General features: G+C 66.1%; 24 protein-coding genes. 9 read left to right on the top strand and 15 right to left on the bottom strand.

The features are described 5' to 3' along the window. Positions 1 to 198 precede the first annotated feature (198 nt). On the top strand, positions 199 to 996 hold the full coding sequence (locus NU1_RS05430; protein ID WP_084521023.1) for a DUF1460 domain-containing protein: 798 nt from the start codon (positions 199 to 201) through the stop codon (positions 994 to 996). A gap of 4 nt (positions 997 to 1,000) precedes the next feature. Here NU1_RS05430 and NU1_RS05425 read toward each other — a convergent pair whose 3' ends face one another. The 4 genes from NU1_RS05425 to NU1_RS05410 form a co-directional block, all read right to left on the bottom strand. Next, positions 1,001 to 1,408, bottom strand: coding sequence for a hypothetical protein (locus tag NU1_RS05425; protein ID WP_067517990.1), 408 nt, complete (start codon positions 1,406 to 1,408; stop codon positions 1,001 to 1,003). Positions 1,409 to 1,524: 116 nt separating this feature from the next. Then, positions 1,525 to 2,448 carry an NAD-dependent epimerase/dehydratase family protein gene (locus NU1_RS05420; protein WP_067517989.1) on the bottom strand — a complete coding sequence of 308 codons (924 nt, stop codon included), beginning with the start codon at positions 2,446 to 2,448 and terminating at the stop codon, positions 1,525 to 1,527. Between the two features lie 111 nt (positions 2,449 to 2,559). Next, positions 2,560 to 2,994: a hypothetical protein gene (locus NU1_RS05415; protein WP_067517987.1), complete on the bottom strand. Its 435-nt coding sequence runs from the start codon at positions 2,992 to 2,994 to the stop codon at positions 2,560 to 2,562. Beyond that, on the bottom strand, positions 2,991 to 3,356 hold the full coding sequence (locus NU1_RS05410) for a hypothetical protein (protein ID WP_084520998.1): 366 nt from the start codon (positions 3,354 to 3,356) through the stop codon (positions 2,991 to 2,993). The genes NU1_RS05415 and NU1_RS05410 overlap by 4 nt, the downstream gene beginning before the upstream one ends. A gap of 323 nt (positions 3,357 to 3,679) precedes the next feature. Between NU1_RS05410 and NU1_RS41130 the strand changes: the two genes are divergently transcribed. Continuing rightward, positions 3,680 to 3,856, top strand: a complete 177-nt coding sequence (locus NU1_RS41130; RefSeq protein WP_157551998.1) for a hypothetical protein — start codon at positions 3,680 to 3,682, stop codon at positions 3,854 to 3,856. Between the two features lie 146 nt (positions 3,857 to 4,002). Here the strand turns inward: NU1_RS41130 and NU1_RS05405 are convergent, their stop codons facing one another. Both NU1_RS05405 and NU1_RS05400 read right to left on the bottom strand, forming a co-directional pair. After that, complete coding sequence (locus NU1_RS05405; protein WP_067517983.1) at positions 4,003 to 4,452, bottom strand: hypothetical protein; 450 nt, start codon at positions 4,450 to 4,452, stop codon at positions 4,003 to 4,005. A gap of 29 nt (positions 4,453 to 4,481) precedes the next feature. Then, the gene (locus tag NU1_RS05400; protein WP_067517981.1) at positions 4,482 to 4,940 is read right to left on the bottom strand and encodes a MarR family winged helix-turn-helix transcriptional regulator; all 459 of its coding nucleotides are present in this window, start codon (positions 4,938 to 4,940) and stop codon (positions 4,482 to 4,484) included. A gap of 63 nt (positions 4,941 to 5,003) precedes the next feature. On the opposite strand from NU1_RS05400, the gene NU1_RS05395 reads away from it, so the two are divergent. Beyond that, positions 5,004 to 5,372 (top strand): VOC family protein, encoded by a 369-nt coding sequence (locus NU1_RS05395; RefSeq protein ID WP_067517979.1) that lies wholly within the window; start codon positions 5,004 to 5,006, stop codon positions 5,370 to 5,372. Between the two features lie 39 nt (positions 5,373 to 5,411). On the opposite strand, the gene NU1_RS05390 is transcribed toward NU1_RS05395, so the two are convergent. From NU1_RS05390 to NU1_RS05375, 4 genes are all read right to left on the bottom strand, one after another. Next, positions 5,412 to 5,627 carry a DUF8691 family protein gene (locus tag NU1_RS05390; RefSeq protein ID WP_067518369.1) on the bottom strand — a complete coding sequence of 72 codons (216 nt, stop codon included), beginning with the start codon at positions 5,625 to 5,627 and terminating at the stop codon, positions 5,412 to 5,414. Positions 5,628 to 5,736: 109 nt separating this feature from the next. Beyond that, positions 5,737 to 8,352 (bottom strand): winged helix-turn-helix domain-containing protein, encoded by a 2,616-nt coding sequence (locus tag NU1_RS05385; protein WP_067517977.1) that lies wholly within the window; start codon positions 8,350 to 8,352, stop codon positions 5,737 to 5,739. A 111-nt stretch (positions 8,353 to 8,463) separates the two neighbouring features. Further along, complete coding sequence (locus tag NU1_RS05380; protein ID WP_067517976.1) at positions 8,464 to 9,645, bottom strand: erythromycin esterase family protein; 1,182 nt, start codon at positions 9,643 to 9,645, stop codon at positions 8,464 to 8,466. Positions 9,646 to 9,678: 33 nt separating this feature from the next. After that, positions 9,679 to 10,029 (bottom strand): DoxX family protein, encoded by a 351-nt coding sequence (locus tag NU1_RS05375; RefSeq protein WP_067517974.1) that lies wholly within the window; start codon positions 10,027 to 10,029, stop codon positions 9,679 to 9,681. 106 nt (positions 10,030 to 10,135) lie between these two features. Here NU1_RS05375 and NU1_RS05370 point away from each other — a divergent pair, with 106 nt between their 5' ends. After that, on the top strand, positions 10,136 to 10,789 hold the full coding sequence (locus tag NU1_RS05370) for a TetR/AcrR family transcriptional regulator (protein ID WP_067517972.1): 654 nt from the start codon (positions 10,136 to 10,138) through the stop codon (positions 10,787 to 10,789). A gap of 17 nt (positions 10,790 to 10,806) precedes the next feature. Here the strand turns inward: NU1_RS05370 and NU1_RS43010 are convergent, their stop codons facing one another. From NU1_RS43010 to NU1_RS05355, 3 genes are read right to left on the bottom strand one after another with little or no spacing between them, the layout of a single operon-like run. Continuing rightward, positions 10,807 to 11,211: a Rieske (2Fe-2S) protein gene (locus NU1_RS43010; protein WP_067517970.1), complete on the bottom strand. Its 405-nt coding sequence runs from the start codon at positions 11,209 to 11,211 to the stop codon at positions 10,807 to 10,809. 9 nt (positions 11,212 to 11,220) lie between these two features. After that, positions 11,221 to 12,435, bottom strand: a complete 1,215-nt coding sequence (locus tag NU1_RS05360; RefSeq protein ID WP_067517968.1) for a ZIP family metal transporter — start codon at positions 12,433 to 12,435, stop codon at positions 11,221 to 11,223. Next, complete coding sequence (locus NU1_RS05355; protein ID WP_067517966.1) at positions 12,432 to 13,481, bottom strand: multicopper oxidase domain-containing protein; 1,050 nt, start codon at positions 13,479 to 13,481, stop codon at positions 12,432 to 12,434. Before NU1_RS05355 ends, NU1_RS05360 begins: the two co-directional genes overlap by 4 nt. A gap of 177 nt (positions 13,482 to 13,658) precedes the next feature. Between NU1_RS05355 and NU1_RS05350 the strand changes: the two genes are divergently transcribed. From NU1_RS05350 to NU1_RS05335, 4 genes are all read left to right on the top strand, one after another. Continuing rightward, positions 13,659 to 14,663 carry a BTAD domain-containing putative transcriptional regulator gene (locus NU1_RS05350; RefSeq protein ID WP_067517964.1) on the top strand — a complete coding sequence of 335 codons (1,005 nt, stop codon included), beginning with the start codon at positions 13,659 to 13,661 and terminating at the stop codon, positions 14,661 to 14,663. Between the two features lie 63 nt (positions 14,664 to 14,726). After that, on the top strand, positions 14,727 to 15,953 hold the full coding sequence (locus tag NU1_RS05345; protein ID WP_067517962.1) for a cytochrome P450: 1,227 nt from the start codon (positions 14,727 to 14,729) through the stop codon (positions 15,951 to 15,953). Between the two features lie 10 nt (positions 15,954 to 15,963). After that, complete coding sequence (locus NU1_RS05340; RefSeq protein WP_067518368.1) at positions 15,964 to 16,551, top strand: TetR/AcrR family transcriptional regulator; 588 nt, start codon at positions 15,964 to 15,966, stop codon at positions 16,549 to 16,551. Positions 16,552 to 16,575: 24 nt separating this feature from the next. Next, positions 16,576 to 16,869, top strand: a complete 294-nt coding sequence (locus NU1_RS05335; protein ID WP_067517960.1) for a chorismate mutase — start codon at positions 16,576 to 16,578, stop codon at positions 16,867 to 16,869. 4 nt (positions 16,870 to 16,873) lie between these two features. Here the strand turns inward: NU1_RS05335 and NU1_RS05330 are convergent, their stop codons facing one another. After that, positions 16,874 to 17,644: an SDR family NAD(P)-dependent oxidoreductase gene (locus NU1_RS05330; RefSeq protein ID WP_067517958.1), complete on the bottom strand. Its 771-nt coding sequence runs from the start codon at positions 17,642 to 17,644 to the stop codon at positions 16,874 to 16,876. A gap of 50 nt (positions 17,645 to 17,694) precedes the next feature. Here NU1_RS05330 and NU1_RS05325 point away from each other — a divergent pair, with 50 nt between their 5' ends. Beyond that, complete coding sequence (locus NU1_RS05325; RefSeq protein ID WP_067517956.1) at positions 17,695 to 18,303, top strand: TetR/AcrR family transcriptional regulator; 609 nt, start codon at positions 17,695 to 17,697, stop codon at positions 18,301 to 18,303. Here the strand turns inward: NU1_RS05325 and NU1_RS05320 are convergent. Beyond that, complete coding sequence (locus tag NU1_RS05320; protein WP_067517954.1) at positions 18,292 to 19,209, bottom strand: alpha/beta hydrolase; 918 nt, start codon at positions 19,207 to 19,209, stop codon at positions 18,292 to 18,294. The genes NU1_RS05325 and NU1_RS05320 overlap by 12 nt on opposite strands. Between the last annotated feature and the right edge of the window lie 2 nt (positions 19,210 to 19,211).

Raw genomic sequence — 19,211 nt, 5'->3', positions numbered from 1 at the left:
ACACGAGAACAGACGGGAATAGCTCACTCAACTCATCGGTCGACGGTGAGTATTCCTGTGGGGTACGACAAACTTCACTCGATTTTCGGCGCGCACCGGCCCGGTGGTTCGGTGACGTAGCTCGCTCACCAGTACTTCTGCGGATGCGGCCGGGCGTGAGGGTGAGGATGGTCACGCGGGCCGACTAGGGTGGGCGAGGTGTTCCTTCGACTACTGCTCGTCGCATTGGCTTTCGTCGGTGGCACCGCACTCGTCGCGCCCGCGACGTCCGCTGCCCCCACCGGCACCACTATCGATGACGCTACCTCGGCAAAGCTCGACGAGCTGCTGGCCCTGCGCGGCTCCGGCAAGTCCAAGGGCGAGCTGATCGAACTGCTGTCGAGCCGGTTCCTCGGAACGCCGTATGGCGCGAATATGCTCATCGGCTCGGCGACCCAGCCCGAAGAGCTGGTAATCGACTTCCGGCGGGTCGACTGCTTCACGTATCTGGATTACGTCGAAGCGCTCAGCAGGTCCAGCGATCGGGATCAGTTCGTAGCGAATCTGATCGAGACCCGCTACGCCGGGGGCCGAGTCGATTTCGCGAACCGCAAGCATTTCTTTACCGACTGGTCGCACACCGCGCGGACCGCCGCCACCGACATCACGGCAGCGGTGAGTCCCTCGGCGGTCACCGTTCCCAAGCGCCTCAATGCGAAAGCCGATGGCGGGCAATACCTTCCCGGCATCCCGGTGGTCGATCGCGACATCACCTACATCCCCGGCGCCGCCGTCGACGCGAATGTGATCGGGCAGCTCCGCACCGGTGATTACATCGGTGCGTATAGCGACCAGGCGGGTCTGGATGTCACCCATGTCGGCATCTTCGTCGCGACGCCCGAGGGTCCGGTCTTTCGCAACGCCTCTTCGCTCGCGGCCCACAACAAGGTGGTCGACTCGCCCTTCGCCGATTACGTGAGCTCGGTTCCGGGCATTCTCGTGCTGCGCGCGCAGTAGGGCGTCATTCCAGATTGAGCAGCTTCACGTTCGTGTAGACGAGGTCGTTGCGCCCGTCGACCATTGCGACCTGGACCTGAACGACCGCACCCGAATGCAACGGCTCTTGGCCCGCCGCTCCCGTCAGCGAGACGGTGTCGCTGTGCGGGGTGCCGTCGCAGGTGGGGTCGTCGTGTTCGCCCGATGCGGCGGGCTGTGTCGCATGGGGTGCACCGACCTTGACCATAAGCCATTTCACTCCGGCGCTGGGAGCGCAGGTGTACTCGACCTCGACGCTGCTCGGGGTGGCGGTGGTGACGTCGATAATGCTGGCGGCGACGGAGGGAGCGGCGGCGAACACCACGGCCGCTCCCATCGCCGCGAAAACGGTCGAGCGGCGGGCGGAGCGTTGACAATTCCGAAAGGTGACCATGGATCGTCGATCCTCCTACGTTGGGGAGCCGATCACTGAGCACGATCAAAACAGCACGCGGACCTGACCTTATCGCAGGTCACCGGCGGTGTTCGCCCGCCACGACAGACCTTCGCTCAATCGTTGCGGGCCGCCGCGACCGTGGCGGCAACCGCCTCGTCGAGCGGGGTGGCGGTGACGCCGAAGGTGGTCTCGAAGGCGGAGGAATCGACGATGAAGGGGCGGTCGAATTGGTAGCGGGTCTCCTTCAGCTCGCGTACCAGGGGAGACGCCAGTTCGAGCGCGAAGCGGATCGGTCCCGGTATCGGGGTTACGCGCGGGGCGGGAGCCTCGGCGTGGGCGCACAGTCGCTCGGCCAGGGCGCGGGCGGACAGCGGCGGGTTATTGGGGACATGCCACGGCTTACCCCAGGCTCGCTCATCGGTCGCCACCGTCGCCATCGCCGTGGCGACATCGGGCAGATACGTCCACGAATGCGGCTGGTCCGGGTCGCCGAGGTAGACGGTCCGCTTTCCGGCCAGCAGGGACGGTACGAATCGGGTGCCGACCGGGGTCTGATCGCTCGCCCCCGGACCGAAGTAGTCCGAGCCGCGGACCTCGGTGATCCGGGCGCGGCCCGCCTCGTGCGCGGCGAGCGCATCGGTCCACATGCGAGCCCGGACCTGCCCCTTGGTGCCCGGTGCGGTGAGTGGAAGGTCTTCCGTCATAGGCCCGTTCACGGGGCCGTACCCGTAAAGGTTGCCCGCGGTGACGAGTACCGCATCCGTTGCCTCGGCCGCGGTCAGCAGCGAGGCCGCCAGCGGAGGCCAATCCCGCGCCCAGCGCGTATAGGCCGGACCTGCGCAATTGTGCAGGGCATCAGCACCTTTGGTGATCTGCGTGAGCCGCTCACTATCAGTGACATCGGCCGTGACGCGCTCAGCCTCGGCAGGACCGGACCCCGACCGCGTAACAACCACCACCTCGTGTCCCTGCGCGAGCAGATGCCGCGCGAGATGTGCGCCGACCTGCCCGGCACCGGCGATGACGTGTCTTCCCATGATTCACCCTCATCCAGTTCGTGCCCCCGACAAGACCCTAACTCCCACTGCGTATTTCATGCAGGAAGGACCTGGTGCCCGCTATCGGTTCGGGATCTCGGTATCAGGCAGTTACTGTTCGGCCCTGAATTGGTTGAGACGGGCTGCAGCCTGATCCTTGGTCATTGTCTCGATCTCCTCCGGTGTCAGGTGCACCAGCCGGATCAGTTTCTCGACGACGCCGAGCGGTATGGGCTCTTTGTCGGGGATCGTGACTGTTCCTGGCGTGCGTGCCGGACGAACGCGATCATTGACGCATCTCCAGAATTGAGCCTCGCTGACCTCGAGTTGGTCCTTCAGGATCTGGCACCACATCTTGGGTCCGTAGTCGGTGTTGTCCACGGGCCGTGAGATGCGGGTGCGCAGGACGCGGCCGTCCGGAAGCGGCAGTTCCCAGGTGCTGTGGTGCCTGACCATACCGCCCGTAGCGTTGCGGACCCGTATCCATTCGTCGTTGTGGCAGAACGTTTCGTGGGCCTTCTTGTTGCCTGGGGGAAATTGGGTCACTGTTCGGCCGCCGTCAACCACTCTCTCAGTTGGTCGTCGGTGGATAGCTCCACGAACTGTACGAAGTCGACGTTCTTTCGGTGGTTGAGCGCCGCATGGAGGTGGTCCTGCCAGTCGGCGGCGTACTCGCGCATCGCTTCGATCAAAGCATTGACTGCCGTGTCGAAATCGGGCTCCTCCACCGCCAGTGGAAGACCCGGCAGATATGCCACCCAGTTATTGTTTTCCCGCACTATCTGCGGTTCATGGGCGCTGATGATGTGGGATAGCAGCCACCGGAGTCGCCCAACCTCCACCAGCGCGGAATCCTTCCCCTTTCGGGACACAACGGCCACGTTGCCTTGTTCGGCGGTGGTCAGCATCTGGGCGAAGTGTTCTCTAGCGCTGTTCATGGAGTTGTATCGCTCGACAGACGTGATTCGCTCTACGGTCGTCATCGGTTCTTCGGTCCCCTCTGTCGCAGGCCCATGTACATGATGTACATCATGTACATATTGCTGTCGCCACGCTAGTTGCGACGCGCCACACGGCATGATCCTCGGTGGCCGCATGGTTGCGGTCACCATTGGATGAGGGAGAAGCCAGATCCAGCCCTCGCAGCGCTGAACAAGACTCGAGCGGCGGCGGCACCGCAACAGACTCCTGCATCCGTCGGTGCGCGAACAAAACGAAAGTCGGTGCTGACATGCCGAGTGCGATAGCGATTGCCGCTGGTGGCGGTGTCAATGCGCTCACCGTGCGCAGGGTCGCCGAAATCGTCTCCGCTATCAACCCATCCACTACGGAGGCGCTGCGCGAATTACTTACTCGCCACCGCCCGAACAACTTTCGGCCACCGTTGTACATGGCGGTTGGTCAGTAGCGGTCGTCAATCGAGTCGAGTCCGGATTCGTGTACCGCTCGCGAGGTGGAGCGGGCGGAGCGCCGTCACGACATGCGTCCCGTCCAGGAGTCGACGTATGGCCATAGCCGGTACCGTCGTCCAATCTCACGTGGGATGGTGAAGTGTCAGCTAGCCGATGGCGCCGACCGGATGACGCGGGCGGCGTGGATGGTTCCCAGGATCAGCAGGACGAATGGTGCGCTGGTAATGGTCGCCTCGAGGATCGAGAGCCGTGGGAGGAATGAGGGCTCATGGGGATTCGGGTCGGTGAAGGTCTGCTCGAAGGTGAAGTACACGTTCAGTGCGGCCAGCATGGACGTCCAGATCAGACCGAGTGCGGCGATCACGCGGCCCGCGCGCGGACGTGACTCGAACAGGTACGCGCCGATTGTCAACAGCGCGATTCCCGGGACGAAGAGGACGCCGAGGAACACCACTTGGAACAGCCAGTACGCCGCGAAGGACGGCATCCAGTTGAGCGCGACGGATTCGAAGAAGGCGAACAGTACGAGGCCGATGGCGAACGCGATCGGCGCCGCCGCCACCCACAGTGTGCACCGCTTGGCTCTATCCATACGCCGAGCCTCACACATCGGGGAACGAGCTATGCGCCGTCGTTGCCATCGCGCAGCGAACCGATCATGGTCCGCAGGATTCCAAGCGCGGCCGACTGTTCGGCCTCGGTCAGGCCGGACAGCATTCTGACCTCGACGGACCGTACCGCTGCGCTTGCCTTGTCGAGGCTCCGTCGCCCGCGAGGTGTGAGCCGCGTGGGAAGAACCTTCCCGACGGGTGCCTCCGCGGGCCTGATCACGTAGCCGTCGCGTTCCAGGGCCTGGAGTAGCACGTTCATCGTCTGTCGGGTCACGAACGCGCCCCGTGCGAGTTCGGAGTTCGACAGGCCCGGCCGTTGCGTCAGCAGTTCGAGGCAGGAGTAGTGCGTCACGCTCATTCCGAGCGGGCGCAGCACCTCCTCCATGGCCACGCGGAGCGCGCTCGACGCCTCTTTCAGCAGGTAGCCCAGGGACGTCTCCAGGTCGACGCCGACACCGTCTCGACTCATGTCAGTATTCTGACATACACTGACCTGTGTCAGGAGACTGACACGTAGAGAAGGAGTATCGTCATGCCCGTTACCGGCCCCGATTTCATCTCGCTCCAAGCGCGCGACCTCGACGCTTCGCAGGCGTTTTATGAGCGGTACCTCGGCCTCGTCCGCTCGCAGGCCGGGCCCCCGCACGCCGTCGTCTTCGAGACGAAGCCGATCGCGTTCGCACTCCGCGACGTCGTTCCCGGCACCGATTTCGCATCCGTTGCTCAGCCCGGCATCGGTGCCGCGATCTGGCTGCACGCCACCGACGTCCAGGCCATTCACGATGCTCTCGTCGCCGACGGTCACACCATTGTCTCCGCGCCGATCGACGGCCCCTTCGGTCGGACATTCACCTTCGCCGACCCCGACGGCTATCGGATCACTCTCCACGACCGCGCCTGATAGGCCGACGCCACCGGATGCCGCGGTCCCGCACCGGAGCTAGTCGGGCAACCTGCGCATCTCCAAGAGCGTCAACCCGAGATCGTCTATGCGGGCGAGGATTCCGCGCATGATGGTGCCGTCCGGTACCGGGCCGAACAGGCTCGTGGTCAGGGCGCGGTGGCGACCGGACAATTCCGGGAAGGCGGCCAGGGCGCGTTCGGACAGTTCACCGTCGAGGATGAACTCGTAGCGGCTCGGACTGGATACGATCATCGGCCGGATCCCTTCCGGGGGGCTGGTCGGCAGACCGGGTGGGCTGTCGGTATTCAGCATGCGCCGCGAGTATCGCGCCGCGCCTCACACGTGGCGGGTGAATCCACGGTCAGAGAAGACCGTGACGGCGGGCCTGTTCCAGTGCCGCCATGCGGGAATTGGTATCGAGTTTGGTGTAGATGCCGCGCAGATGGGTTTTGACGGTATTGATGGAGACGCCCAGGTCGTCGGCGATCTGCTGGGCGGTGCGGCCGGAGGGCAATTGTTTGAGCACCGTCAGTTCGGTCTCGGTGAGTGCGGGGGGAGCGATACCGCGGTGCGCCACCGGGTGATGCCGGACCCGGTCGGCGAAACCATTGCGGTGTGCGAACCGGCCCGCGTAGGTATCCAGTAGATCCAGGGCGGCGGGGACGTCGAGGAATGGACGGACCAGATGATCGGGAGTCGCGACGTGCAGCGCGTTCTCCAAGGATTCGTAGGCCTTCAGTGAATTGCATAGGGCCGCTTGGGCTTCGGCGTACAGCAGCCAGATGGTGGTGACGGCCACCGGATAGGTGTCGATTTCGAGCAGCGGTTCCAGTAGTGCGCGCACCGATCGCGGTTTATGGGCCACCGCCGCCAGCGCCGCCTGGCACACCACCACCGAAGGGTCATCACCCAGCACCCGCTGCGCGTACTCGACCAGCTGTTCGGTGGGACGCGGATCCGGTACGCGCAGCAGCGCCCACACCACCGGCGACAGCAGGCCCCGGGTCAGTAGGGGCTCGGAGCGCTCCAGGTGCAGAGCCATGCTGTGTCGCAGTGCCTGTGCGGCCACATGCCGGTTATCGGCGTCATCGAAGCTGATCAGCAGCGCCACCACATGGGCGTGCCCGCCCGGTGCGAGCTCGCCCGACCGCACGCGCGCGGTGAGATCACCGGCGAAATGTCGGCGGGCGGGCTCGTCACCCTGCAAATAGGCCGCCAGGCCGGTCATGGAGATGATCTGCGCGAGATCAGGTGATTCCTGTAGCTCATAATCATTCGCGATATCCAATGCGCGCGAAGCTCTTTCGCGCATGGATGCGATACCGCCCGCCACACCCGCAGCCGCGGCGAGACGGATCATGGAGCGCACCGCCAGCCGGGAATGCCGCGTGTGCGCGGCCAGCGCCAGTCCCCGCCGCAGGTGCCGCTCACCCCCGGCCACATCGCCACGAACCACCATGAGCAGCGCCAACTGCACCGCCGCGTAGCAGTCGATATCGGAGTTTCCGGTCGAGTTCAAACTGTGCGGTGCGGTAATAGCGCCGAGCGAGTCGCCCCCGGCCATGGCCGCGTCGACCGCGACCGCCGCCGACAGCACCCGCAGCCACGTTCTGGGTACGAACGAATCCGCCTCGGCGACATCATTCGGCATGAGTTCCAAATAGGTGGTGGCGGCGGCGATATCGTCGTGCACCAGTGCGTCCACAATCCGCAGCAGGCGAACGTAGGCGTCGGCGGCCAGCGCCGGCTCCACCCGTTCCAGCGCGCCGAAGAGGTGACTTCCCCCGCCGTCGAGAATGAGTCCGAGCGCCTGATCGCGGAGAAACGCGCTCAGCTGCAGGTGATCGGACTGTTCCAGCAGATGCGGCAGCGCCGCCCCGGGTCTGCCGTGGCAGATGTACCAGTGGGCGGTCCGCGCATGCAGGTCCGCCATGGTCTCCGGACCCAGTCCGCGCGCCTCCGCACGCAGATAGGCCCGCAGCATCGGGTGGTAGCGGAACCACAGCTCGTCGCCCTCGGATTCGTAGGCGACGGGGAAGTTCATCCGCTCCAACTCGCCGAGCGCATCGCGAGCGCTACCCCGGTCCGGCAACTCCCGTGCCGTCAGTTGCTCGGCGAGTTCCTCGGTGAACGAGTCGGGAATGCTGGTGCGGCAGAGGAATTCGCGAATTCCGGGGTCCAGCACGGTCATGAGCTCGCCGACCAGGAAGTCGGAGACCGCGTGCGCGGGCCGCGCCAGCACCGCCAGCCCCGTGGCGCGATCCGGTTGCGCCGCAAGGTATATCGCGGCGATTCGGACCAGCGCCGCCCAGCCGCGGGTGAGCCCCATAACGGTATCGAGCTCGCTGTCGTCGAGTGCGCAGTCGTGCTGGGCACACAGCGCGCGAATCTGTTCCCCGCTCAGTGCCAGCTCATGGGTGCCGACCCGGATCAGCCGTCCCAGTAGATCCAGCCCGTGCCAGCGCAGCGGCGGTTCGAAACGGCCCGAAAAAACCACCGTCATGGAGGCGGGCAGATCGTGCAGCAGCTGTTCGAGACCGGCGAGGGCCAGCGGATCGGTAATCAAATGGGCATCGTCGATGATCAATACCGTGGGTGCGACCGGCAGCTCCGCCGGGTCGAGCAGACCGGTGGGAATGTGATCGGTGCCGGGGGAGAGCTCGAGACTGGTGCGCAGTGCGATCCGCAATTCCTCGGCCCGCGCGGTCGGCTCGGTCATGGCGAGCCACGCCACCTGCATGCCCGGCCGGGTATCCAGCAGGTACTCGGCCCAGTCGGAGAGGGCGACGGTCTTCCCGCTACCCGCCGGCGCGCAGACCAGCAGCACCCGCCCGTCCAATGACACCGCGGCGGTATCGAAGCGGTAGCGCAGCTCCGGTCGGACCACCGTCGGGAAGGCCAGCTCGGGCAGGCCGAGCCGCATCGAGATATGACGATTCGGAACCGGCTGGAAGTCTGGCCCCGGAAGGGTGGTCATGCTAGCAACTTACTAGCTATCTATACCGAGTGGTTCGGACGCCACGGCGTAATTTATCCGCGATCTTCGCCCCGATTTCGCTGGTCGTGGTGCGAACTCCGGTCAGGCCGGTCAGGGCGCCTCGAACCGCAGCCAGTGCAGCGGTGAGACCTCGCGAATATGAACGAGGACGTGGAACGCCTCCGACAGCGACTCGACGGCGATGTGCTCGTCCGCGTCGTGATCGGGGGAGTAGATGCCACTGATCGTTCGAGCTGTCGCCGGAGCGCGCCGCCACCGGTCCACCGCCTCCGGGGCCTCGTCGCGCAGGTCGAGCCAGTGGTTCGTCAGGTCGGCCGCGCCGAGCATCGCGTCGAGCCATCCGTCCGCTGGTTCCGGTACCACGGCAATGCCCAGGTCGCCGTGATGGAAGCCGATCGCCACCGATACGTATCCCGCACCCAGCGCCGCCGCGAGATAGCCTCCCGCACTGATGAAGTCGCTGTCGGCGGAGCGGCCCACCCGCGGCGAGAGTGCCGAGACATGCGCGATCCCATCCCAGTAGGCGATCTTTGCGCGAGTGTGGTGATGCCAGTCGAGAATCCGTTGAGCGGAGGGTCCTTCGTCGAAGCCGAAACCGCTGCGGCCCGCCACGCTGTTCTCGTGGAAGTCGACGATCCGCCGGGCGTGCGCGAGTACCTCCTCGGGCGCTCGCAGGGTTGTCACCAGGGCGAGTCCATCCCGAGCGTGGTCGGCGAAGGGGCGGCCCGGATGGGTCCCCTGCGCGCGTTGCACGTGCTCGTCGATGGTGTGTGCCGTGCGTATCGGCGCGTAATGCGAATTCAGCTCCGCCACCGCAGCGGGCGACGTCCGGCGCAGGTGCGCGAGTACCACCTCGTAGTCCGACGGCTCGGCCAGTGTGGGCTCGACGCCGATCACCCGCACCGGCTCGTCGGGATGGGCGCGGTTGAATTCGGCGATCCAGTCGAGGGTTTCGGCCATCTCCTCGGTTCGCCACGGCCGCCAGGCCTCGGACAGCGCACCGCGCGCATCACCCGCGCCGGTGCGGACGTAATTATCGAGACGCTCTCCCGCCGTGGCGGTGTCCTGCACGGCCAGTACGCGGAATCCATGGCGGAGCACCAGCTCCTGGAATACTTGCCGCCGAATCCGGAATGTCTCCCGGGAGAACCGTGTCGATTCGCCGAGCCCGACCACGACCGCGCCGCCGACCGCGTCGGCAATCGCCGCGCCCTCCGCCACCGGCCGGGCGTGGTCTCGGATCCACTGCGGAATATCGGTTTCGGTCGTCATTGCTCTACTCCTTCGAACTTTGATTCCGCAGTCTCACAAAGTAATGGCGCCCAGGGCTACCGGGGCCGCCGAGGCCAGGGCCAACACCGTCGGGACGGGACTTCCCTGGATGTCAGCGGCACGCAGATGCGAGATCACCGCGCCGAGGAAATACAGCACCACGCCGATTCCGGCCGCGATACCGAGCGGCCGATAGGCAATCCCGGCCAGCAGGCCCACGGCACCGGCGAACTCCAGCCCCGCGAGGATCGGGAACCAGTTCAGCGGCACTCCCAGCCGCACCATGGTCGAGGTGATCTCCTCGTCCTTGATGAGTTTGGCGCGGCCGGAGATCACCAGGATGACCGAGAGCAGGATCGCCAGAACGATGTACGCGATGAACATGGGTCTCCTTCAGGAAATACGCGCTGTGGAACGCTTGCGTAGAAGTAAAGTACAACGTGCATAGCATCATGTAAAGTGGTCGTTGTAATTTTCGAGGAAGGTACTGATGAACAGCGCTGATCAGCGAACCGGGCGGCCGCGCAGGGGTTCGGTCGATAAGCGGGAGGCCACCCTGGTCGCCGCCCGCAAGGTCTTCGGCAGGGTGGGATACCTGGGCGCGAGTATCGACATGATCGCCGCCGAAGCCCAAGTATCGACTCGCACGATCTACAACCACTTCACCAATAAGGAACAGCTCTTCGCCCTGGCGCTGACCGAGAGCTCCGGGCAGGTCGCCGCCGCGCACGAGGCGCTCATCGAGCGCTATCTCCATGACGGCGTGACCGCCGCGACCCTCGAAACAGCGCTGGTGGAGCTGGCCAGGGAGTGGCGGCGGCCGGATGCGCGGTTCGCCGAACACTTCGCGATCGTGCGCCGGATTCACGCCGAGGGGGAGGACTTCCCACCCGAACTCGTGGACTCCTGGCGGGAATCCGGTCCCCGGCGGGTCCAACGCGCACTGGTCGGTCACATGGCTCGGCTCGGTGAACGCGGCCTGCTACGCCTCGAGAACCCCGTCATCGCCGCACAGCACTACATCGCGCTCATTACCAATGACTTGAGCGCGGATTCCACCGGCGAACAGTCGGATGCCCAGACTGATGACAATGCCGAAACCGGTGTTCGCACTTTCCTTTACGGCCATCTGCCGCGTGGCTGACCCGGTGTGGAGCCGGGTCAGTCGATGCGGAGGGTGTCGCCGGTGACCGTCACGGTGCGGGTGGTCAGACCTGTTCGGGCGGGGCCCTCCTGAACGGAACCATCCGCTATCCGGAAGCGGCTGCCGTGGCAGGGGCAGTGGATCAGGTCGTCGCGGACGGCGTTGACGGTGCACCGTTGATGCGGGCAGACCGCCGAGAACGCGTGGTATTCACCGGGGGTGGGTTGGGTGATGACGGTGGTGTGGTCGCGGAAGACGGTGCCGCCGCCGACTGGGATATCGGTGGTGGGGACGGTGAAGGAGGTGTGGCCCGCGGCGCTGCTACTGGTGCAGGCGGTGGATCCGAGGGCGACTCCGGCGAGGGTGAGTGCGCAGCCGCCCGCGAGGACCGTGCGCCGGGTGGGGGCGGGTAGGTCGGACACGAAAACTCCTCAGGCGGTGACCAGTAGCCCGGTCAGGTACATGACGACAATTCCGGCGATGATGCCCAGTATGGCGGTGGCATCGGCCCGGTCGTGACCATCGGCCCGGAGTGCGGGGAGGATTTGCAGGATGACCTGGGCGATCGCACCCACGCCCACGCCGAGTAGCATGGCGGCGAGTTCGGCATTGTTGACCGATGCGCCGACGACCGCACCCAGTATGGCGGGGGTTCCGGCGAGCATGCCGAGGCCGAGCAGGGTGAGCAGGCGGACGCGTTCGCGCACCAGCGGCGCGACAATGGCCACGCCCTCGGTGGTGTTGTGGATGGCGAAGCCGAGAATGAGGAAGGCTCCGAGCGCCAATTCGCCGATGGCATAGGCGGAGCCGATGGCCAGGCCCTCGCCGAGATTGTGCAGGCCGATACCGCCGGCGATCATGGTCGCCAGCCGTAGTCCGGAGGCACCGGCATCCTCGGCCCGGGCGCGGCGGGCACGCAGCCAGCGGTCCACGGCCGTCAAGGTCAGGAAGGCGAGCAGTGCGCCCAGCACCACCAGTTCGGCCCCGCCGAACGCACCACCGCCCTCGCGGCCCAGCTCGAGGCCCTCGGTGGTGCCGTCGACTACGAGGAACACCAGCAGGCCCACGGTCACCGCCAGCAGTAGCCGCAGTACGCCACCGCCAGCACGGCGGGCCAAGGGCAGCACCAGCATTCCCAGCAGCACGGGAATCACGCCGACATACACGCCCAGTAGCGCCATCAAACCGAAGAAGGCCCCGTCGGGTTTCGGGGTCTGGACCGCGGCCGGGATCTCGTGCTCGATCACCAATCCGGTGGAGGTGAGCATGGATACCAGATACGGCTGGCCCTCCTGCCACGGATAGTTCAATTCCAGGGTGGCCGAATTCATTCGGCCGATCGCGTCCTCGCCACCGGTGATATCGACGTAGGAGTCATTGACGAAGACCTGGGCGATGGTCACCGGGTCCGGCCCGGTATTGCGCACTGTGACAGTGATGGTGTTCGGCGTGAATACCGTGCGTTCTACGGTCACCTCCTCCACCGGCGGCCCGAGCCGATCGGGCAGTGCCCGGGCGCCCACCAAACCCAGCCCGGCCAGGACCGCACCGATCAGTAGGAAGAGCCCGGCCCATCCGAACCAGGCGGGAACCCGGGATTCCGCTGCGGGAGTGTTGGATTCGACAGGCGATGATTCGGTGCTCATTCGGTCACCTCGAAGAATCCCATCCAGCCCAGGTCCGCGAACTCGGTCTTGTGGGCGTGGAACATGAACTTGCCCGGATGCGGGAACCGCACCTCGCAGATCCCGCGCTGGCCCTGTGCCTGCACCACGGTGTCGGTGAATTCTGTTGGTGTGAGCCGAGTCCCGGTCGGGTAGTACTCGAAGAAGTTGCCGTGCAGGTGGAAGCTGTTGATCGGGTCGTACTCGAGCACATTCACCAGATAGATCCGCACCAGCGCATTGCGTTTCACCTCGACCGGCTCATGCATGTAGTGGAACGGAATCCCATTGACCGCGTACAGCTGATTGCCCTCGCCGTCGAAGGTGGTGTTGAACCCGTGCATCACCATCACCATCTCGTCGGCGGCCGGGCGCGGCTGCGGCGGATCCACGATGAAGGTGCCGTACATGCCGCGCGCGATGTGCTCGGCCAGTGGACCCACATGGCAGTGGTAGAGGTGCAATCCGAAAGGCGTGGCATCGAATTCATAGGTGAACGAGTCCCCGGGATCGATGACCCCCCTGCCGATTCCGGGTACCCCGTCCATATCGGCCGGGTGAATCCCGTGGAAGTGCATGGTGTGCGGGTGGTCGGACCCATTGACGAACGTCACCCGCAAGCGATCGCCCTCGGCGCAACGCAACGTCGGCCCCGGTATGCGGGAGTTGAATGTCCACGCCGGAAAGGTCACGCCCGGAGCGACTTCCACATCCTCGTCACTGGCATAGATCTCCCACTCCCGCAGCGTGCGCCCGCCGGGCAGCCGAGACACCTTGCCGTAGTCGAAGTCGCGCAGGATCTCGGTGGGATCGAAACCATTGGCCTCGTGGTCGACCATCTCGCCGACCCGGAAGGTCGGCCCCTCCACCCCACCCCCGTGACCGGTATGGGTGCCGCGGTGTGGTGGATCCCCGCTCTGCTGAGCGGCAGCTTGCGTGTCGAACAGTCTTGTACTCCCCAGTGCCAGTCCGGCCGCCCCCGCCACCGCACCGCCGACCAGGAAACCCCGCCGTGACGACTGCTTCATCTCGCAACTCCGTAAACAGCTGAAGAACAAAGTTTGGCAGACCTCAACTGGGGATTCAATTGCCCTAACTAATTAACTAGGGAAACCTATATGCAGTGAAATCGTCGCGAACAGCAGCCGCCGGGGACGTACAGTGACGAGCGAGAATCACACTGGCCGGTCACGAGGAGCTCAGCGATGGCCGAGGTGCGGGCGCAGGCGGTCTGGGAGGACCTACCCCCGCCCGACGTGCGGGTGAGCCTGCACGCCATTGTCTCGAATCTGCGAAAACCCTTCCGGGACGCCGGTATCGACGCCCGCGACATCCTCTCGCACATGGGCACCGGCTACCGCCTCGTCATTGCCGACGGCGGCAGCGATGTGCAGCGTTTCCGCGCCCGCCGGGAATCGGGATTGCGCGCGCTGGCCGCCGGGCGCTTCGCGACCGCCAGTGAGGTGCTCTCCGACGCGCTGGCTCAGTGGCGCGGTCGAGCCTTGGCCGATCTGCACGGGCTCGGATTCGCCGACGCCTATGCGACCGCACTCGACGACGAGCGCATCGGCGTCATCGAGGCCCGCTCCGAAGCCGATATCGCCCAGGGGCGCGCCGACAGCGTGGTGGCCGAACTGGCATTGCTGGTCCCCGAACATCCGCTGCGGGAATCGCTGTGGGAGCACCTGATCACCGCGCTGTATATCGCCGGGCGGCAGTCGGATGCGCTGGAAGCCGCTCGGCGCCTGCGCAATACCCTTGCCGCGGAACTCGGTATCGATCCCGGCCCGCGGATTCGCGATCTGGAGGCGCGGATTCTGCGGCAGGAGCCGCTGTCGGTACGCGCTGCGGCGGAGGCGTCGTCCACCCGCGCCAGCACGATTATCGATCGCAGCTGGCACGAACCCAATGCGGTACTGCGGGATCGGGCCGGAAATGTGTACCCGATCTCCGGACCGGTCACCCGGATCGGGCGACTGTCGGATAACGACATCACGCTGCCGGACGGGCGGGTGAGTCGCCATCACGCACTGATCGTGGACAACGGGTTGGCCTGGGTGCTGAAGGATCTGATGTCGTCCAACGGGGTGTACGTGGACGGCGTGCGGGTCGTGGACAGTGTCGTGTTGGCGGGCGGGGCGCTCATTCGGATCGGGGATGTGGAGCTGTCATTCGTGCTGATTCGATCGGAATCCGGCACCGGGGCCTGAAACACTCGACCTGATCTGAAACGCGTTCTAGACATATCGCATTATTTGTCTTACCGTCGATTCATGAGTTCAAAGGCGTCTCAGGAAGTTCGATTCGAGCTGATGTCGGGGGAGATGTGGCGTAACCCGTGGCCGCTGTACGCGGCGCTGCGCGACCACGATCCGGTGCACCGGGTCATCCCGGTGGATCGGGAGTCGGATGACTTCTACGTGCTGTCGCGGCACGCGGATGTCTATGCGGCTGCGCGGGATCCGGAGACGTACTCCTCGGCCTCCGGCCTGACCGTGGACTATCTGGATATCGGGACGGCCATTCCGATCCGGCCGTTCGTCTTCATGGATCCGCCCGAACACACCGACTTCCGGCGCCGGGTGGCAGGCGGATTCACGCCGCGCCAAGTCAACGCGGTGGAACCGGCGGTACGGGCCTTCGTGGTGCAACGCCTGGAACAACTGCGGGCGGCCGGGGGCGGGGATATTGTCGCCGAGCTGTTCAAGCCATTGCCGACCATGGTCGTGGCGCACTATCTCGGTGTGCCCGAAGCGGATCGGGGCAAATTCGACGAGTGGACCCATGCCATCGTGGGCGGTGCGGTGGACGGGGCCACGATTGCCGCCGGTGGCGAACTGCCCTCGGCGGTAGGCGAAATGGTCGGCTACTTCGCCGAACTCATCGCGCGTCGTCGCACCGAACCCGGCGACGACACCATCTCGCACCTGCTGTCCTCGGGGCTGGGGGAGGACGGCGACAATGAGGGTGTGCTGGCCATCCTGGGCTTCGCCTTCACCATGATCACCGGTGGAAACGACACCACCACAGGCAATCTCGGTGGCGCGGTACAGCTACTGCACCAGTACCCCGACCAGCGCCGGCAGCTGGCGGAGCAGCCGGAACTCATCCCCGAGGCGGTGGAGGAATTCCTCCGGGTGACCTCGCCGGTACAGGGGTTGGCGCGCACCACCACTCGCGATGTGGAACTGCACGACACCACCATCCCCGCCGGACGCAAGGTGCTGCTCCTCTACGGCTCCGCCAATCGCGACGAGCGCGAATTCGGCCCCACCGCAGGTGAACTCGATATCCGCCGCAACCCCAAACGCATCATGACCTTCAGCCACGGTCACCACCACTGCCTCGGTGCGGCGGCGGCCCGGATGCAGGCCCGGGTCGCGCTCGAGGAACTGCTGTCGCGCTATCCGGACTTCACCGTCGACCTCGATGGCGTCGAATGGTCCGCCGGAAACTACGTGCGGTGGCCGGTAAGTGTCCCGTTCCGGGCCGCTGCGTAATCTGCGGTTCATGGCAAAGGGAGAAGGTACGAGCCGCGACTGGTTGTCCGACCAGCGCGCCGACCTGGCCGCCGAACGCATTCTGGACGCGGCCGCGCAACTGTTCGCCGAGCGCGGCCCGGCCGGAGTGGGTATGGGCGATATCGCCAAGGCGGCGGGCTGTTCCCGCGCCACCCTCTACCGGTACTTCGATAATCGGCAGGCGGTGCACATCGCCTTCGTACACCGCGAAACCCGCCGCATCGCCGCCCGGGTGCACGAGCGGGTCAGCGGGATCTCCGAGCCGGCCGAACTCATTGTCACGGCCATGCTGACCGCGATTCGGGAGGTCCGTTCCGACCCGATCCTGATCGCCTGGTTCGGTCCGGGTGAATCCGGTCCGGCCGGCCGGATCAGCCAGGATTCCGATGTCATCGAGGCGATCGCCGGCGATCTCTTCGCCCCGGCCGTGCCCGATCTCGAGGAGCGCAGCCGCCTGGCGCGCTGGCTGACTCGCATAATCGTGTCGTTCCTGGCCGCGCCCGGACGTGACGAGGCCGACGAACGCGCCATGCTGGAGGATTTCGTGGCACCGGTCATCACCCGCGCCTTCGCCTGATTCGGTGGGTTAGGGTCGGCGGTTGTGTCTGCTCCACAATCGCTCGACCAGGTCCGTGCCCGTATCGACGCTCTCGACGGGGAATTGATTCGGCTGCTGGCGCAACGCCAGGGTCTCGTCAATACGGCGGCCACCTTCAAGAAGGACGAGCGGGCGGTGCGTGCTCCCGACCGCGTGGCGCAGGTGGTGACGCTGGCGCGCGAACGCGCGACGGTCGCCGGGCTCGCGCCCGACGTCGCGGAAGCCGTGTGGCGGGCCATGATCGGCGCGTTCATCGACCTCGAACTCGATGAGCACGCCGAACTCGCCCAGGGCTGACCGGTTACTGACCACCGGTGGCGGTGACACCGCCATCCACGGTCAGGTGCGTGCCGGTAATGAACGACGCCTCATCGCTCATGAGGAAACGCACCGCGCGGGCCACCTCTTCGGCCGCGCCGAGGCGCGCGAAGACCGAACGCGCGGCCTGCTGCGCGATCACCTCCTCCGGCACATTGCCACGCATCATCGGGGTGTCGATGAAGCCGGGGCAGATGGCATTCACCCGCACGCCGCTGCCGCCCAGCTGGTGGGCCAGGGCGCGGGTCAGGCCGAGCAGCCCGGCCTTCGAGGAGCAGTAGGCCGGTATGAACGCCTGCCCGATGAATGCCTCGATGGATGAGATGCCCACGATCGCGGACCCCGGATTGGTCTGTAGATCAGTGAGTACGGCCTGCGTGATCAGGGCGTGCGCGCGGAGATTCACATCGAGTACCGCATCCCATTTCTCGGCATCGAGATAGCCGACCGGTTCGGCGCGCACGATTCCGGCGGCATGCACCAGCCCGCCGATACTCCCCAGTGCCGAGCGTGTCGGGTCGACAGCGGCTTCGACGGCAGCGGTATCGGTGACATCCAGACCGAGTCCCATCGCGGCGACACCGTAGTTGTCGGTGATCGCGGCGGCGGCAGCACGGGCGGACGCACCCGCCAGATCCCAGAGCGCCACCGGCCGCCCCACCTCGGCCAGGGCGTGCGCGACGGCCAGGCCGATACCGGAGGCGGCGCCGGTGACGATGACACCGGTCGCGGGGGCGGGTTCGAGTTCGGGCATGGGTCCTCCTGGATAGCAATGGGATCGAGCGGGTGCGACAGAATGTGCCCATGTCCTCGTTACCCGCCACCTTCACCACCGTGCACACGCTGAAGAACAGTCAGCGGCAACGGCGCGAACGGCTGTTGGTGGCGGCGTGGGAACTCGCGGCCGAGGGTGGGTATGCGGCGGTGACCATGCACGCGGTCGCCGATCGCTCGCAGGTGGCGCGGGCCACCCTGTACCGGTACTTCGGTAGTAAGGATCAGTTGCTCACCGCGGTCGGGGCGGAGTGGACGCGGCAGGCGAATGCCGCGGTGTGGCGACCCGAGGCGGTCGCGGCGGAATCCGCGGCCGGTGCTGCCGAGCGGGTGGCCGCCTTCCTGGCCGAAATCGTCGAACGCACCGCCCACGAGATGCCGCTCGCCTCGGCGGTGGTATCGGCCGTCATCTCCGGTGACCCGACCGCCGATCGGGAGCGCCGGGTGCTCTACGAGCTCGTGCTGGGGCGGCTCGAAGAGACCATCGGCACGGCCGTCACCGCCGAGGACCGCGCCGAAATCGTCGCTCTGCTGGGGCAATTGGTGCTCGGGGCGGTGACCGGCCAGTGTCTGCTGCACCAGTCCCTCGAACAGGTGCGGGATATGCTGACCGGTGCCGCACATCGACTACTGCCCTGATCGGTAATCGGTGCGGGGGCCGCGCAGGGCTGATCCGAGTGCGGCGGCCAGATCGTCGACGGCCGCGCGAGCCGGTTTCATGGGCATGGCATGGAAGACGTGCCACAGGCCGCGATACTCCCGATGCCGCAGGGGCGCACCGAGTCCGGCCGCATGATCGGCGAACCGGCGAGCGTCTCCGGCCAGAATGTCGTCGGCACCCGAATGCAGCACGATCGGCGGCAGCCCGGTGATATCGCGATGGAGCGGGGACAGTTCGCGACGGCGCGATTGCGGGACATCGGGGAGGTAGGCGTCGAAGAACTGGTGCATGCGGGCGGCGGTGAGCAGGGGTTCGCGACGGCCGTCGCAGGTGAAGGCCAGCGAATCTGTCGACAGGTCGAGCACCGGGCAGATCAGTCCCAGCACCGCCGGCAGGGGTAGCTGTTCGTCGCGTAGCCGCAGGGCCAGATCCAGCGATAGCGTGCCACCGGCCGAATCGCCCACCACCGCAATGTGATCGGGACGGATGCCGCGCTCCAATAGCGCCAGGTAGGCGGCCAGGGTGTCGTCGATGGCGGCAGGATGCGGGTGCTCCGGAGCGAGCCGGTAGTCGAGTGCGTACACGGTGGTATTCATGGCCGCGGCCAGAGCGCCGGTGAGTGGCCGCACCATGCGCGGTGCGCCGATGACGAAACCGCTGCCGTGCAGATACAGGACCGCCGTATCTGCCGGGGCGTCGGCCGCGGTGAGGACTTCGGTTGGCACCCCGCCCAATTCACCGGTGGTGGCCGAAACCCCGTGTGGCGCACGCGCGGACCGGGTGCCCGCCACCACCCGCGCCCGGACTCGCGGCCAATCCGGGGCGGGGCCGAACCACCACGCTCCCACCAGTCGAGATCCCAGGCGCATCAATGAAATCAGCACGG

It is taken from the genome of Nocardia uniformis NBRC 13702, assembly GCF_001613345.1.
Classification (GTDB): Bacteria; Actinomycetota; Actinomycetes; order Mycobacteriales; family Mycobacteriaceae; genus Nocardia; species Nocardia uniformis.
This window is presented reverse-complemented; position numbering and strand designations above follow the sequence as displayed.

Coding starts and splice junctions, on each gene's coding strand:
- NU1_RS05345 (WP_067517962.1), top strand. CDS start 14,727: ATGAGTTCAAAGGCGTCTCAGGAAGTTCGATTCGAGCTGATGTCGGGG.
- NU1_RS05325 (WP_067517956.1), top strand. CDS start 17,695: ATGTCCTCGTTACCCGCCACCTTCACCACCGTGCACACGCTGAAGAAC.
- NU1_RS41130 (WP_157551998.1), top strand. CDS start 3,680: ATGCCGAGTGCGATAGCGATTGCCGCTGGTGGCGGTGTCAATGCGCTC.
- NU1_RS05370 (WP_067517972.1), top strand. CDS start 10,136: ATGAACAGCGCTGATCAGCGAACCGGGCGGCCGCGCAGGGGTTCGGTC.
- NU1_RS05340 (WP_067518368.1), top strand. CDS start 15,964: ATGGCAAAGGGAGAAGGTACGAGCCGCGACTGGTTGTCCGACCAGCGC.
- NU1_RS05400 (WP_067517981.1), bottom strand. CDS start 4,940: ATGAGTCGAGACGGTGTCGGCGTCGACCTGGAGACGTCCCTGGGCTAC.
- NU1_RS05410 (WP_084520998.1), bottom strand. CDS start 3,356: ATGCTGACCACCGCCGAACAAGGCAACGTGGCCGTTGTGTCCCGAAAG.
- NU1_RS05360 (WP_067517968.1), bottom strand. CDS start 12,435: ATGAGCACCGAATCATCGCCTGTCGAATCCAACACTCCCGCAGCGGAA.
- NU1_RS05380 (WP_067517976.1), bottom strand. CDS start 9,645: ATGACGACCGAAACCGATATTCCGCAGTGGATCCGAGACCACGCCCGG.
- NU1_RS05395 (WP_067517979.1), top strand. CDS start 5,004: ATGCCCGTTACCGGCCCCGATTTCATCTCGCTCCAAGCGCGCGACCTC.
- NU1_RS05385 (WP_067517977.1), bottom strand. CDS start 8,352: ATGACCACCCTTCCGGGGCCAGACTTCCAGCCGGTTCCGAATCGTCAT.
- NU1_RS05420 (WP_067517989.1), bottom strand. CDS start 2,448: ATGGGAAGACACGTCATCGCCGGTGCCGGGCAGGTCGGCGCACATCTC.
- NU1_RS05425 (WP_067517990.1), bottom strand. CDS start 1,408: ATGGTCACCTTTCGGAATTGTCAACGCTCCGCCCGCCGCTCGACCGTT.
- NU1_RS05405 (WP_067517983.1), bottom strand. CDS start 4,452: ATGGATAGAGCCAAGCGGTGCACACTGTGGGTGGCGGCGGCGCCGATC.
- NU1_RS05355 (WP_067517966.1), bottom strand. CDS start 13,481: ATGAAGCAGTCGTCACGGCGGGGTTTCCTGGTCGGCGGTGCGGTGGCG.
- NU1_RS05375 (WP_067517974.1), bottom strand. CDS start 10,029: ATGTTCATCGCGTACATCGTTCTGGCGATCCTGCTCTCGGTCATCCTG.
- NU1_RS05350 (WP_067517964.1), top strand. CDS start 13,659: ATGGCCGAGGTGCGGGCGCAGGCGGTCTGGGAGGACCTACCCCCGCCC.
- NU1_RS05330 (WP_067517958.1), bottom strand. CDS start 17,644: ATGCCCGAACTCGAACCCGCCCCCGCGACCGGTGTCATCGTCACCGGC.
- NU1_RS05390 (WP_067518369.1), bottom strand. CDS start 5,627: ATGATCGTATCCAGTCCGAGCCGCTACGAGTTCATCCTCGACGGTGAA.